This is a genomic window from Lichenicola sp. (assembly GCF_965198575.1).
Lineage (GTDB): Bacteria > Pseudomonadota > Alphaproteobacteria > Acetobacterales > Acetobacteraceae > Lichenicola.
The window spans coordinates 507783-520361 of the sequence record NZ_OZ240671.1 but is presented as its reverse complement, the minus strand read 5'-3'; the positions used below and the strand labels follow the sequence as shown (position 1 = coordinate 520361).

General features: G+C 68.4%; 12 protein-coding genes. 8 read left to right on the top strand and 4 right to left on the bottom strand.

All coding sequences use genetic code 11. From position 1 onward, the window contains the following. Positions 1 to 20: 20 nt before the first annotated feature. Positions 21 to 779, bottom strand: coding sequence for a competence/damage-inducible protein A (locus ACOEQ2_RS02595; protein ID WP_419729829.1), 759 nt, complete (start codon positions 777 to 779; stop codon positions 21 to 23). A gap of 202 nt (positions 780 to 981) precedes the next feature. Here ACOEQ2_RS02595 and ACOEQ2_RS02590 point away from each other — a divergent pair, with 202 nt between their 5' ends. The 6 genes from ACOEQ2_RS02590 (at position 982) to ACOEQ2_RS02565 (ending at position 7187) form a co-directional block, all read left to right on the top strand. Next, positions 982 to 3168 (top strand): EAL domain-containing protein, encoded by a 2187-nt coding sequence (locus ACOEQ2_RS02590; RefSeq protein ID WP_419729828.1) that lies wholly within the window; start codon positions 982 to 984, stop codon positions 3166 to 3168. Between the two features lie 240 nt (positions 3169 to 3408). Next, positions 3409 to 4956, top strand: coding sequence for a S10 family peptidase (locus ACOEQ2_RS02585; RefSeq protein WP_419731118.1), 1548 nt, complete (start codon positions 3409 to 3411; stop codon positions 4954 to 4956). Positions 4957 to 4968: 12 nt separating this feature from the next. Then, positions 4969 to 5394, top strand: coding sequence for an organic hydroperoxide resistance protein (locus ACOEQ2_RS02580; RefSeq protein WP_419729827.1), 426 nt, complete (start codon positions 4969 to 4971; stop codon positions 5392 to 5394). A gap of 70 nt (positions 5395 to 5464) precedes the next feature. Further along, positions 5465 to 6526, top strand: a complete 1062-nt coding sequence (locus ACOEQ2_RS02575; protein ID WP_419729826.1) for an aldo/keto reductase — start codon at positions 5465 to 5467, stop codon at positions 6524 to 6526. Between the two features lie 70 nt (positions 6527 to 6596). Next, positions 6597 to 6860, top strand: a complete 264-nt coding sequence (locus ACOEQ2_RS02570) for a type II toxin-antitoxin system Phd/YefM family antitoxin (protein WP_419729825.1) — start codon at positions 6597 to 6599, stop codon at positions 6858 to 6860. A gap of 93 nt (positions 6861 to 6953) precedes the next feature. Further along, positions 6954 to 7187 carry a type II toxin-antitoxin system YoeB family toxin gene (locus ACOEQ2_RS02565; protein WP_419729824.1) on the top strand — a complete coding sequence of 78 codons (234 nt, stop codon included), beginning with the start codon at positions 6954 to 6956 and terminating at the stop codon, positions 7185 to 7187. Here the strand turns inward: ACOEQ2_RS02565 and hrcA are convergent. Continuing rightward, complete coding sequence (gene hrcA / locus ACOEQ2_RS02560) at positions 7135 to 8205, bottom strand: heat-inducible transcriptional repressor HrcA (RefSeq protein ID WP_419729823.1); 1071 nt, start codon at positions 8203 to 8205, stop codon at positions 7135 to 7137. The two genes, ACOEQ2_RS02565 and hrcA, sit on opposite strands and share 53 nt — an antisense overlap. Positions 8206 to 8361: 156 nt before the next feature. On the opposite strand from hrcA, the gene rph reads away from it, so the two are divergent. Both rph and rdgB read left to right on the top strand, forming a co-directional pair. Beyond that, a complete protein-coding gene (gene rph, locus ACOEQ2_RS02555) occupies positions 8362 to 9102 on the top strand; it encodes a ribonuclease PH (protein ID WP_419729822.1) in 741 nt (246 codons plus the stop codon). After that, complete coding sequence (gene rdgB / locus ACOEQ2_RS02550; protein ID WP_419729821.1) at positions 9099 to 9743, top strand: RdgB/HAM1 family non-canonical purine NTP pyrophosphatase; 645 nt, start codon at positions 9099 to 9101, stop codon at positions 9741 to 9743. Before rph ends, rdgB begins: the two co-directional genes overlap by 4 nt. Positions 9744 to 9759: 16 nt before the next feature. Here rdgB and ACOEQ2_RS02545 read toward each other — a convergent pair whose 3' ends face one another. Together ACOEQ2_RS02545 and ACOEQ2_RS02540 are read right to left on the bottom strand one after the other, a co-directional pair. Beyond that, positions 9760 to 11151 (bottom strand): hypothetical protein, encoded by a 1392-nt coding sequence (locus ACOEQ2_RS02545; RefSeq protein ID WP_419729820.1) that lies wholly within the window; start codon positions 11149 to 11151, stop codon positions 9760 to 9762. Positions 11152 to 11165: 14 nt separating this feature from the next. After that, positions 11166 to 12578 carry an NAD(P)H-dependent flavin oxidoreductase gene (locus ACOEQ2_RS02540; RefSeq protein WP_419729819.1) on the bottom strand — a complete coding sequence of 471 codons (1413 nt, stop codon included), beginning with the start codon at positions 12576 to 12578 and terminating at the stop codon, positions 11166 to 11168. Position 12579 lies beyond the last annotated feature (1 nt).

Here is a 12579-nt window from a genome sequence, read left to right as displayed (position 1 = left end):
CAACACCCCAGCCAGATCACTCAGGGCGCAGGTTCGCCCGCGATCGGCGTATGGCCGAGGCTGCCGATCAGCGCCTCGATCCGCAGCCTCGCCGCCTCGAGCGCATCGTCGTCGGTCCCCTTGGCCAGCAGCGCCACGCCGCGTCGCCCGTCCGGACGCTCGAACGGGTAGGAGCCGATATCCAGGTCGGGGAACTCCATCTGGATCCGCTCCAGCGGGTCGGCGAGCGACCCCTCGAGCAGCCGCTCGGCATGCATCGTCACCGACTTCACCGGCAGCCCGCCCTCGAGTTCCGGGGCCAGGGCGTCGAACATCGCCCGCATGATCCGCGGCACACCCGCCATGACATGGACGTTGCCGATCGAGAAACCGGGCGCCATCGAGACCGGGTTCTCGATCGGCCTGGCCCCGCGCGGCAGGGTCGCCATGCGCTGGCGGGCGGCATTGAACTCGCCCGGAGCATAATGCGCCTGCATCATCCGCATGGTGGGCTCGTGCGGCTCCCACGGCACCCCGAACGCCTCGGCGATGCAGGGGCTGGTGATGTCGTCGTGCGTCGGGCCGATGCCGCCGGTGGTGAACACGTGGTCGAACCGCGCGCGTAGCTCGTTCACGGTGTCGATGATGGTCGCGCGGATGTCGGGGATCACCCGCACCTCCCGCAGCGAAATCCCCATGCCGCCCAGCCGGCTGGCCAGGAACTGCACGTTCACGTCCTGGGTACGACCGGACAGGATCTCGTTGCCGATGACGATGATCGATGCGGTGGGGTTCGGCATGGGCGGGCGGCTCCGGGTCGTGCGTCGCCGAGGGCAGCGGCGGGCTGGAGCTGCAACAGCCCCGGCATCGAGATGTTCCCGCGCGAGCCTCGCGAATGGGTGCATCTGTCATGGCTGGCTATTACGCTTCATTTCTGAGACAAAACTTGGCGGGTGATCATCGTGACTTATATTTGCGACATCGCCACTGTGGAGTGACCGCGTGATCTCTGGACATGGCGGCGGCGACGGTCTTCGGGAGCCGGGTCCGGTCAGCAGCGAGCTCCTGCGGCTGGTCGTCGGCAGCGCCACCGATTTCGCGGTGATCGCGTTCGACACCCTCGGCGTCATCACGATGTGGAACGTCGGCGCGGAGCGCCTGCTCGGATATCCGGAGTGGGAGATGATCGGCGGTCGCATCGAAACGATCTTCACGCCGGAGGATCGATCCGCCCTGATCCCGGCGCTGGAGATGAAGCTCGCTTTGAGCGAGGGTCGCGCCGGCGACGATCGCTGGCTGCTCCATCGCGACGGCACGCGGTTCTGGGGGTCGGGCTTGATGATGCCGCTCGCCAAGGCGGGTGCCGGCTTCATCAAGATCATCCGCGACACCACCCCGGAGCGGCTGACGACCGAGTGGATGACGCAGATCGAGCGGCAGCTGCGCGACCTGATCGAGGGGATGCCGCAGCTCATCTGGCGGTCCGCGGATGACGGCATGTGGAGTTGGGCCAGCCCGCAATGGCTCGGTTACACCGGCCAGGACCAGGAGGCCGCAGCGGACCATGGCTGGCTGGCGGCGGTGCATCCCGAGGATCGCGACTCGGTGCTGGCGGCATGGTCGGCGGCGCCGGAGCGGGGCTGCTTCGATGTCGAGATGCGGGTCCGTCGGGCATCGACCGGCGACTGGAACTGGCACCGCTCGCGCGCCATGCTGCTGCCCGACGAGGTCGGCCGGCCTGCACAATGGCTCGGGACCACGACCGACATCCAGTCGCTGAAGCAGGCCCAGTATCGCCAGGCGGCGCTGCTGAGCGAGGCACATCGGCACGCCCGGGCGCTCGAGACCGAGATCCAGGAGCGCAAGCTGGTGGAGGCGGAGCTGCTCTACAGCGCCTTCCACGACGACCTGACGCGGCTGCGCAACCGGGCCTATTTCATCCAGCGCGTGACCGTGGCCCTGGGCCGCATGCGAGACGAGCCGGGCTTCGGCTGCGCCGTGCTGTTCCTCGATGTCGACCGGTTCAAGCTGGTGAACGACAGCCTGGGGCACTCGGTCGGCGACGCCCTGCTGATGGAGGTGAGCCAGCGCGTCAAGGCCTGCGTCGGCGGACTCGGCACGCTGGCCCGGCTCGGCGGCGACGAGTTCGCCGTGCTGGTCGAGAACGTGGACAACATGGAGCCGGTGGTCGGGCTGGCCCGGACGATCATCGAGACGATCGGCCGACCGCTCTGGCTGGGCGACCAGGAGATGCTGATCTCGTGCAGTGTCGGCGTGGTCGAGGCGACGGCGGAGCACCGCCTGCCGCAGGAGCTGCTGCGCGACGCCGATACCGCGATGTACCACGCCAAGCGCCACGATACCGGCGGCTACGTGATCTTTGCCGGCACGATGCACAACCAGGCGGTCGACGCGCTGCAGCTGCAGATCGACCTGCGCGGCGCGGTCAGCCGGCAGGAATTCGTGCTGCACTACCAGCTGATCTGCAGCACGACGACGTCGGAGATCATCGGGCTGGAGGCGCTGGTGCGGTGGCAGCATCCGGAGCGCGGCCTGGTGCTGCCGGTGGGCTTCATCGCCGCCGCCGAGGAAACCGGGCTGATCCGCACCATCGGGCGCTGGGTGCTGCGCGAGGCCTGCTCCCAGACGATCGCCTGGCGTCAGCGGTTTCCGACGATGTCGCTCGACCTCAACGTCAACATCTCGGCTGGCGAGTTGCGCGACCCGCTGTTCGTGGCGTTCGTCGCCGACACCCTGGCGGCCTCCGCGACGCCCCCCGGCAGCGTCACGCTGGAGGTGACCGAGAGCGTGTTCCTGCAGCAGCCCGAGGAGACCGGCGAGACGCTCGTGGCATTGCGGGATCTCGGCGTGCGGATCGCGCTCGACGATTTCGGCACCGGCTTCTCCTCGCTCGGCAGCCTCGACCGCTATCCGATGGACACGATCAAGATCGACCGCTCGTTCGTGGCGGGGATGGCGAGCCGGCCGCGCAGCATCGCCATCGTCGAGTGGATCGTGGCGCTGGGCAAAGCCATGCGGATCGACGTGATCGCCGAGGGCGTCGAGGACCGGCAGCAGCTGCAGACGCTGGCCGCGATGGGATGCGCCGCGGTGCAGGGGCATCTGCTCGGCGCGCCGATGCCGGCGTACGAGATCACCCGGGTGCTGGCCTGCCAGAGCATGTTGTGACGCGAGGATTTCCGGGCCAGAACGGGCGGCCGGATCGTGCCGGCGGTTCCAGGTTTCCGGGAGATGCCCTTGTCGCGACGCCTTGCCTGCCCCCGAGCCCTGTCGTATCGGGGGGCCCTCCTGGCGGCTGTTCCCCTGCTGGTTTTCAATCCGGTGTCAGGGTCGGCTCGCGCTGCCGACGATCCGGTGGCCACGGCAACGCCGGCGGCCGGGGACGCGAAGTCGAAGCAGCCGCATTTCATGCCGGTCGCCAAGACTTCGGACGGGTCGGTCACGGTGCGCGGCCAGAAGATCGACTACCAGGCGGTCGCCGGCACGCTCGTCATCCACCCCAAGGGCTGGGACGATTCCGACCCGAACAGCAACCCTGACGGCAAGGACGACAAGAACCCGACCGCGGAAGCCTCGATGTTCTATGTCGCCTATTTCGAGAAGGGCGCGCGTCCGGAGAACCGGCCGATCACCTTCGTCTATAATGGCGGCCCGGGTTCGGCGACGGTCTGGCTGCATATGGGTGCGTTCGGACCGCGCCGGATCGTCACCGCCGACGACGCGCATACCGCCGCCGCGCCGTACCAGCTGGTGAACAACGACGACAGCCTGCTCGATGCGAGCGACCTGGTGTTCATCGACGCGCCCGGCACCGGGTTCGGCCGCATCGAGGGCCGCGACAAGGAAAAGGCGTTCTACGGCACCGATCCGGACGCCGACGCCTTCACCAGTTTCATCGCGCAGTTCCTCGGTCGCTACGGGCGCTACAACTCGCCGAAATATTTGTTCGGCGAGAGCTACGGCACCACCCGTTCGGCGATCGTCGTGCACGACCTGCAGCAGGACAAGGGCATCGACGTGAACGGCGTGATGCTGCTCTCGCAGATCCTCGATTACGACAACAGCATCGACGGCCCGCAGAACAATCCGAGCGTCGACCAGCCCTACATGCTGGCGCTGCCGAGTTTCGCCGCCACCGCGTACTACCACCACAAGCTCGCCACCCAGCCGGCCGACCTGCGGAAGTTCCTCGACGAGGTCGAGCATTTCGCCACCACGGATTACGCGCAGGCGCTGCAGGCCGGGACCTCGCTCGACGACGCCGAGCGCGACCGCATCGCCGGGCGGCTGCATGACTATACCGGGCTGCCTGTCGACTACATCAAGAAGGCCAACCTGCGGGTGAATGGCGGCGAGTTCGAACAGACGCTGCTGGGACCGGACGAGATGAATACCGGCCGGCTCGACAGCCGCTTCTCCGGACCGGCGATGGACCCGCTGGCGCAGCGTCCGGATTACGATCCGATGGGGGCGGCACTCTCCTCGGCGTATGTTTCGGCGTTCAACGACTATGCCCGCAAGGTGCTGCATTACGCCGATGGCGGGCCCACCGGCGATGGCTGGATGGACTACAAGCTGAGTGCCAACAACATCCGCGAGTGGAGCTTCACCCACCAGCCGCCGAGCACGCCGTATCCCTTCCGGGGGGCGCCGAACGTGCTGCCCGACCTGGCGGCGGCGATGAAATACAACCCGAAGCTGAAGGTGCAGCTCAACCAGGGATATTTCGACCTCGGCACGCCGTATTTCGAGGGCGTGTACGAGATGCGCCATCTGCCGATCCCGAAGGCGCTCGCGGCCAATGTCGAGATCCGGCAGTATCAGTCGGGGCACATGGTGTATGCGCACGAGGACAGCCTGCGCCAGTTGCACGACAACTCCGCCGACTTCATCCGCCGGACGGAGAACCAGTCGGCCGCTCCGGCGCCGGCTGCCCACCCCACACCCACGCATTGATCGGAGACGCCCATGCCCACGCTCTATTCCACGAAAGTCACTGCCGTCGGTGGTCGCGCCGGCACCGTCCGTAGCGATGACGGCCTGCTCGACCTGCATCTGGCGCTGCCGCCTAGCCTCGGCGGCAAGGGTGGTGCGAGCAACCCGGAGCAGCTGTTTGCCGCCGGCTACGCCGCATGCTTCGGCAACGCGGTGATCCATGTCAGCCGCAACCGGTCGGTAAAGGTCGCGGACAGCGCGATCGAGGTGGTGGCCGAGGTCGGGCTGCATTCCAACGATGCCGGCGGGTTCGCGCTGTCGGTGGCGCTGGACGTGGCGATCACCGGGCTGGACCAGGCAGCCGCGGAGGCGCTGGTCGAGGAGGCGCATCGGGTATGTCCGTATTCGAATGCCGTGCACGGAAACATCGATGTCGCGATCCGCGTGACGACGCGCTGAGGGCGCCTCAACTCCGGCGGCGCGCGGACGTTGATCCCCGTGCGTCGCCTGGCGGCGCCACCAGGAGATCATGACGATGCGAACCAGCAAGCTCGGCCGGACAGGATTGTTCGTCTCGGAACTCTGCCTCGGCACCATGACGTTCGGCGGAACCGACGGGATGTGGCGCAAGATCGGCGCGCTCGAGCAGGGTGACGCCGAGCGGCTGGTCGGACGTTCGCTCGATGCCGGCATCAACTTCATCGACACCGCGGACGTCTATTCCGACGGGCTGTCGGAGCAGATCACCGGACAGGCGCTGCACAACCTGAAGGTGCCGCGCGACAACGTCGTCGTTGCCACCAAGGCCTATGGCAAGACCGGCGACGGCGCCAACGCCAGCGGCAACTCACGATTCCACATCTTGAGTGCTGTGAAGGCCAGCCTGAAGCGGCTGCAGCTCGACCATATCGACCTGTACCAGATCCACGGCTTCGATCCGGCAACGCCGATCGAGGAGACCGTGCGGGCGCTCGATATCCTCGTCCAGCACGGGCACGTGCGCTATGTCGGGGTGTCGAACTGGGCCGCCTGGCAGATCGTGAAGGCGTTGGGCGTGTCCGAGCGGGAAGGGCTCGCCCGTTTCGAGAGCCTGCAGGCGTACTACACGATCGCCGGCCGCGATCTCGAACGCGAGCTGGTGCCGATGATGCGAAGCGAGCAGGTCGGGCTGATGGTCTGGAGCCCGCTCGCCGGCGGCCTGCTCAGCGGCAAGTACGACCGCGACAAGGAGGGCGCTGCCGGCGACCGCCGCACCGATTTCGACTTCCCGCCGGTCAATCGCGATCGCGCGTTCGACTGCATCGACGTGATGCGGCCGATCGCCGAGCATCGTGGCGTGTCGGTGGCGCAGATCGCGCTGGCCTGGCTGCTGCACCAGAAGGTGGTGACCAGCGTGATCATCGGCGCCAAGCGGCTCGAGCAGCTGGACGACAACATCGCCGCCACCGGCATCGAGCTGACCGATGGCGAGCTCGATACGCTGGACAAGGTCAGCGCCTTGCCGAGCGAATATCCGCACTGGATGTTCGCGCGCCAGGTCTTGCGGGCAACGCAACTGGCGGCATCCACTCCCCGTCCGAACGCGCGGTAGGGGCGCCATCCGACGGGTTGGCACTGACTTCTGTACCGGTGTGTGCCAGCCCGTCGGCTGGCGGTGCTTCATGGCGCATGTGTTCTCCACCGAGCGTCGGCAGAACCCGTTGCGCACCCTGGACGAGGCGGTCGAAACCCCGGCGCCGTTCGTGGTCACGCGCCGGGTCGGCGAGGGCAACGTGGTGATGATCTCCGAGGAGGCATGCGCCGGCTGGCAGGAAACCGTGCATCGGCTCAGCAGCACGGCCGATGCCAGGCGGCTGCTGAGCGGCATTCGGAAGTTCGATGCCGACAGCGGCACCGAGCATGAACTGGTTTCGCGCGGTTGGTGAGGGTCCACTTCAGCAATGACGGCTGGAAAGACGATCTGCACCGGGTCGAGGCCAAGCCGACCCGTCATTACGGGCTGAACGAGTTGATCGTGGATGTGCGTCAACGGGACCGGCAAGCCGGAAGCCCTGAAGCGATATTTGTCGGGGTTGTGGTCGCGTCGGATTACCGGGGGACACCGGTCGGTCTATCGCGCCCCCGGACGGCAAGGCGAAGACCAGCGCATCGAGGTCATCCAGTGCCGGTATCACGCTTGCGGCGGCACACCGACCCCGGTCAGCCGAGCAGGCGGCCGATCACGCGAGCCGTGTAATCCACCACCGGGATGATGCGGCCGTAATTCAGCCGCTGCGGGCCGATCACGCCGATCGCGCCGACGATCCGGTTGCTCTCGTTGCGCGCCGGCGCCACCACCATGGAAATCCCGGACGCCCCGAACAGCCCGCTCTCGGCGCCGATGAAGATCCGCACGCCGTCGCTCTGTTCGGCGAGGTCCAGCAGCCGGAGCATCGTCTCCTGCGTCTCCAGCCGGTCGAACAGAGCCTGGATCGTCGACAGCCGTTCGAGTTGGGTCACGTCCGAGAGCAGCCGCGACTGGCCGCGCAGGAACAGCGCGCCGCCGCGGCCCTCGCCACCCCAGATCGCCAGCCCGCTCTCCACCACACCCGCCGCCAGCTGGTCGAGCTCGGTCTGGTTGGCCGCCATCTCGCTGTCGACGTGCAGCCGCAGCTCGGCCAGCGACAGGCCGCGCAGCCTGGCGTTCAGGTAGTTCCCCGCCTCGACGAGCGAGGAGGGCGGCAGGCCCGGCGGCGTCTCGATCACCCGGTTCTCGACCTGGCCATCGGTGCCGACCAGGATCACCAGCGCACGCCCGGAGCCCAGTGCGACGAACTCGATATGCTTGATCTGGCCGTCGCTCTTCGGCGCCAGCACCAGGCCCGCCGCCGACGACAGGCCCGACAGCATAGCCGACGCGTCCGCCAGCGTGTCCTGCAGCGACCGGCCGCGGGTCTCGAGCGTGCGCACGATGGTCTCACGCTCGTCGTCGGAGAGGTTGCCGAACTGCAGCAGCCCGTCGACGAACAGGCGCATGCCCTTTTCGGTCGGCATCCGGCCGGCCGAGGTGTGCGGCGCGAACAGCAGCCCGGCTTCGGTCAGGTCGGCCATCACGTTGCGGATGGTGGCCGGCGAAAGCGGCTGCGGCAGCCTGCGCGAGAGAGTGCGGCTTCCGACCGGGTCCCCGGTCTCGACATACTGCTCGACGATCTCGCGGAGAATCGAGGCGGCGCGCGGGTCCAGCCCAGGCGGCAAAACTGGCCGCTGAAGCGGAATTGGTCGATCGATCATGCAGGCTCCACGCCGAACAACGTATGAACCTGCGCGCAACAACACAACACAAACACGCGTGGCATCCGTCTGAGCCGTTCTGGCGCCGCATCTGGCGCCACGACACCGGGTCGGGCTATCTGCACCCACATGCATCCGCTGCCGAGGAGACTGCCCGTGCGCCCATCCGGCCGCGCCGCCGACGCCATTCGTCCGGTCTCCATCGAGCCCGGCTTCGCCCACCATGCCGAAGGCTCCGTACTGATCCGCATGGGCGGCACAGAGGTGCTGTGCGCGGCGAGCGTCGAATCCCGGGTGCCGCCATTCCTGCGCGGCCAGGGTCTGGGTTGGGTGACCGCGGAGTACGGCATGCTGCCACGCGCCACCCACAAGCGCGGCGAACGCGAGGCGGCGCGGGGCAAGCAGTCCGGCCGCAGCCAGGAGATCCAGCGCCTGATCGGCCGCAGCCTGCGCGCCGTGGTCGACCGCAAGGCGATGGGCGAGATGAGCATCACCGTCGATTGCGACGTGCTGAATGCCGATGGTGGCACCCGCTGCGCCGCGATCACCGGCGCCTGGGTCGCGCTGAGCCTGGCGCTGCATACGCTGGTGGGCAAGCGCGTGCTGGCCGCGGTGCCACTGACCGGCCAGGTGGCGGCGGTGTCCTGCGGCCTGGGCGAGGCGGGCGCGCTGCTCGATCTCGATTACGCCGAGGACAGTGCCGCGCACGCCGATGCCAACTTCGTGCTGACCGAGGCGGGTGGCATCGTCGAGATCCAGGCGACGGCCGAACAGGCGCCGTTCGATGAGCCGCAGTTCCTCGAGCTCATGCGGCTGGCGCGGCTCGGCACGGCGACATTGTTCGAGATGCAGCGCGCGGCGGTGGCGGACGCAACCGGCAGGAGTTCGATTGAATGAGTGACGACACCCCCCGCCTGGCGCCCCGCTTGGCGCCCCGCTTGGCGCATGGCGACCGGCTTGTGCTGGCCAGCCACAATCCGGGCAAGCTGGCCGAATTCGCGGCAATGCTGGCCGAGCACGGCGTGACCCTGGTGTCGGCCGCCGATCTCGACCTGCCCGAGCCCGAGGAGACCGAGGACAGCTTCACCGGCAACGCCCGCCTCAAGGCCCACGCGGCCGCGGGTGCGTCCGGACTTCCGGCGCTTGCGGACGATTCCGGCTTTTGCGTGGAGGCCCTGGATGGGGCGCCCGGGATCTTCTCGGCGCGATGGGCGGGCCCTGCGCGGGATTTCGGCGTGGCGATGCAGCGCGTGCATGACGACCTCCAGGCGTCCGGGAGCGATGACGCGCATGCCTGGTTCGTGTCGGTGCTCTGCCTGGCGTTTCCGGACGGTCGCGACGTGGTCTTCGAGGGCCGGATCAACGGCCAGTTCGTGTGGCCGCCGCGTGGCACCGGCGGGCATGGCTACGATCCGGTGTTCGTCCCGAACGGCGAGGCGCGCAGCTTTGCCGAAATGCTGGAGAGCGAAAAGAACGCGATCAGCCACCGTGCCCGCGCGTTCGCCCAGTTCCGCGACGCCTGCCTGCCGGCTCAGTAACCGGCGGCCGGCTCCCCTAGGGCACGCAGCCGGCGCGACCGGGGGATGTGCGCTGGCTCCATGGCCTCACGTCGACGACCCGCTTGCCGAAGAACGCAGCGACTCCCTCGAGTCCATACCCGGCCTGCCTCCCTGCAGGGATGCACACCGTCTGCGCCGCCCAGGACGGGCCGCCGGATAGAGGCCCGGCCGGCGGCACGATGAGCGTCATCGTGTCGCCTGGCAGGCGGCCGGATTTCCAGGTCGCCTGGCGGGCGGTCATCTGCGCCGGCAGCAGGGCCAGGTCGGCGCGCAGTGCGGGGGCCCGCACAACGAGCAGGGTGGCAAAGCCGGCCGCCAGGATCGGCCAGCGCAGCCGGGCCGGGATGGCGACCGGCGACAGCGACACCAGTCCGAGTGCGGCCAGCAGATACATCCCTTGGCGCATGGTCGCGTGGCGGACGCAGCACACGGTGCCGAACTGGTGCAGCGCCAGCACGATCGAGGCATAGGCCGCCAGCAACAGGCAGGCGACCCATATGGCGAGGCGGTAGTGCGCCCCGGCTGCGTGCTGCCGCACCGTCGCTGCCGGCGGCAGCATGGCCAGGATCGCCAGCTTGACGATCAGGCCCGGCAGCAGCGCCATGCCGTCGACACTCGCCAGATCACGCAGGAACGGCGCAGTGGCGGCCACGAGATCACGCGGCCAGTTTCCGGCCATCCGGCTGCTCCGGTCCATGATCTCGCTCATCCCGGCCATCCGCCCGTGGCTGACCAGCAGGCACACGGTTGCGGACGCGGCGAGTGGCGCAAGCCAGGCCAGGATGCCGCCTCGTTGCGCACGGCGGCAGGCGGCCAGGGCGATCATCGCGGCCGAGCAGGGCAGCACCACGATCGCCGCCATCTCGGTGGAGAATGCCGCCAGCACCAGCAGGGCCGGCAGCATGACGAACGCCCGGGTGTCGTTGCGCAGCAGCAGGGTGGCCGCGGCCAGCCCGGCCCAGGCGGTCAGGTACGCGATCGTCGCCATCGGCCAGTAGAAGAACTCGACCGGCTGCCCGATCATCAGCAAGGCGACGAACAGCATGACGGCCAACAGCCACGGCCGATGCTCGCCGGCCCTGGCGCCGATGCCGGCGACGAGCCCGATGGTGCCGGCCCAGCTGATCGCCAGCAGCGGAACGATCAGCGCATGCCCGGCCGCGTATGCCAGCCAGAGGTAGCAGGCGGTCACCAGCTCGGCAACCGGTCGCGGGCTCCAGTGCAGCATCCGGCCCCGGAGCGAAGCGAACCAGCTGAGGTGCTCCACCCACCCGACATAATATTCGTCGGAGAGCCAATAGCCGCCCTCGATCTTGAGGCCGTAAGCGGCCAGGGCCAGCAGGCAGATCACCCAGGTGGCGGCGGGGCCAATACCATCCCGCCGCATGGTGGTGGGTCTGCCTAGCGCCCGGTCAGGATCCGCTCGACCAGCTGCTTCACCGACGGCACGAACCCGTTGGAATAGAACGGGTCCGTTGCGAAGCGGTAGGCGTTGTGACCGCTGAACATCAGGTTCCGCTCGGTCGCCTCGATGTCGTCGTCGGCGGCGTGGCTGATGCTCTGCAGCGTCTTCTGGATGCAGAACGAGCGGGGGTCCGCCTTGTGGCCGTTGCTGTAGCTCGGCGCCTTCTGGCTCCAGCTGGAGAACCGGCACTCCGACAGGCAGCCCATGCAGGCGATCTGGTCGGCGGTGATCTGTGCCGCTTCGGCCCGGGTCTCGAACACCAGCGTCGAGTCCGGGGTGCGCAGCGCCTCGGTGTAGCCCTCGCGTTCCCAGGCGCCGGCGCGCTCCAGGTCGGGACCGGTCAGGAACACCAGGCGGCGGCCGCCGATATAGTACGGCGCCACATGGTCACCCACCAGCTCGGTGCTGAACGCCACCTGCCGCTCGCTGCGCCCCTTGAGGTCGCGCAGGAACTCGTTGCTGACCGCCGAGGAGTAGAAGCCGGTCGGGCTGAATTTGTTGAGGTAGATGTCGCCTTCCTGCAGCCGGGTCAGGCGCTGCTTCCAGGCTTCGGGAATGGGGCTTTCCCGGGTCAGCAACGGCCGGGTGCCGAACTGGAAGGCGATCGGGCCGAGATCGGGATTGTCGATCCAGTCCTCCCACTCCTCCAGCCACCAGACGCCGCCGGCCATGATGATCGGGGTGTCGCCGAGGCCGAAGGTGCGCATCAGCCGGCGCAGCTCGAGCACGCGCCCGAGCGGCGGCTCCGGCTTGTCCGGCGACTCGCTGTTGGACAGGCCGTTATGGCCGCCGGCGAGCCACGGATCCTCGTACACCACGCCGCCGAGCAGCTCCGCGGTCTTCGAGTACGCACGCTTCCACAGTGCGCTGAAGGCGCGCGCGGACGACACGATCGGGTAGTAATGCACGCCGAAGCGGGCGGCGATGTCGGACAGCCGATAGGGCATCCCGGCGCCGCAGGTGAGGCCCTGGATCAGTCCACGCGCACCTTCCAGCACGCCGGTGATGACCCGCTCGGCCGCCCCCATCTCCCACAGGATGTTGGCATGCAGCCGGCCACGCCCGCCGGCCAGCTCGTGCGCCTGCTGCGCCTGGCTGATGCCGCCGGCGATCGCAAAATTCACCATCTCTTCATGCCGCTCGCGACGGGTACGGCCGGTATAAAGCTGCGGGATGATCCGGCCCTGGTCGTCGTAGCTGTCGGCGTTGACCACGCTGATGGTGCCGGCACCGCCGGCGGCCGCCCAATGACCGGAGCAGACCCCGGTCGAGACCGACACGCCCTTGCCGCCTTCGACCAGAGGCAGGAGCTCGGCTCCCCCCATCCGGATCGCATTGATTGTCTTCATC

What these genes read in the sequence shown, in the direction of transcription:
- ACOEQ2_RS02545 (WP_419729820.1), bottom strand. Translation starts at nt 11,151, where the DNA reads ATGCGGCGGGATGGTATTGGCCCCGCCGCCACCTGGGTGATCTGCCTG.
- hrcA (WP_419729823.1), bottom strand. Translation starts at nt 8,205, where the DNA reads ATGATCGATCGACCAATTCCGCTTCAGCGGCCAGTTTTGCCGCCTGGG.
- ACOEQ2_RS02585 (WP_419731118.1), top strand. Translation starts at nt 3,409, where the DNA reads ATGCCGGTCGCCAAGACTTCGGACGGGTCGGTCACGGTGCGCGGCCAG.
- ACOEQ2_RS02595 (WP_419729829.1), bottom strand. Translation starts at nt 779, where the DNA reads ATGCCGAACCCCACCGCATCGATCATCGTCATCGGCAACGAGATCCTG.
- ACOEQ2_RS02570 (WP_419729825.1), top strand. Translation starts at nt 6,597, where the DNA reads ATGGCGCATGTGTTCTCCACCGAGCGTCGGCAGAACCCGTTGCGCACC.
- ACOEQ2_RS02575 (WP_419729826.1), top strand. Translation starts at nt 5,465, where the DNA reads ATGACGATGCGAACCAGCAAGCTCGGCCGGACAGGATTGTTCGTCTCG.
- ACOEQ2_RS02540 (WP_419729819.1), bottom strand. Translation starts at nt 12,578, where the DNA reads ATGAAGACAATCAATGCGATCCGGATGGGGGGAGCCGAGCTCCTGCCT.
- ACOEQ2_RS02580 (WP_419729827.1), top strand. Translation starts at nt 4,969, where the DNA reads ATGCCCACGCTCTATTCCACGAAAGTCACTGCCGTCGGTGGTCGCGCC.
- rdgB (WP_419729821.1), top strand. Translation starts at nt 9,099, where the DNA reads ATGAGTGACGACACCCCCCGCCTGGCGCCCCGCTTGGCGCCCCGCTTG.
- ACOEQ2_RS02565 (WP_419729824.1), top strand. Translation starts at nt 6,954, where the DNA reads ATGTGCGTCAACGGGACCGGCAAGCCGGAAGCCCTGAAGCGATATTTG.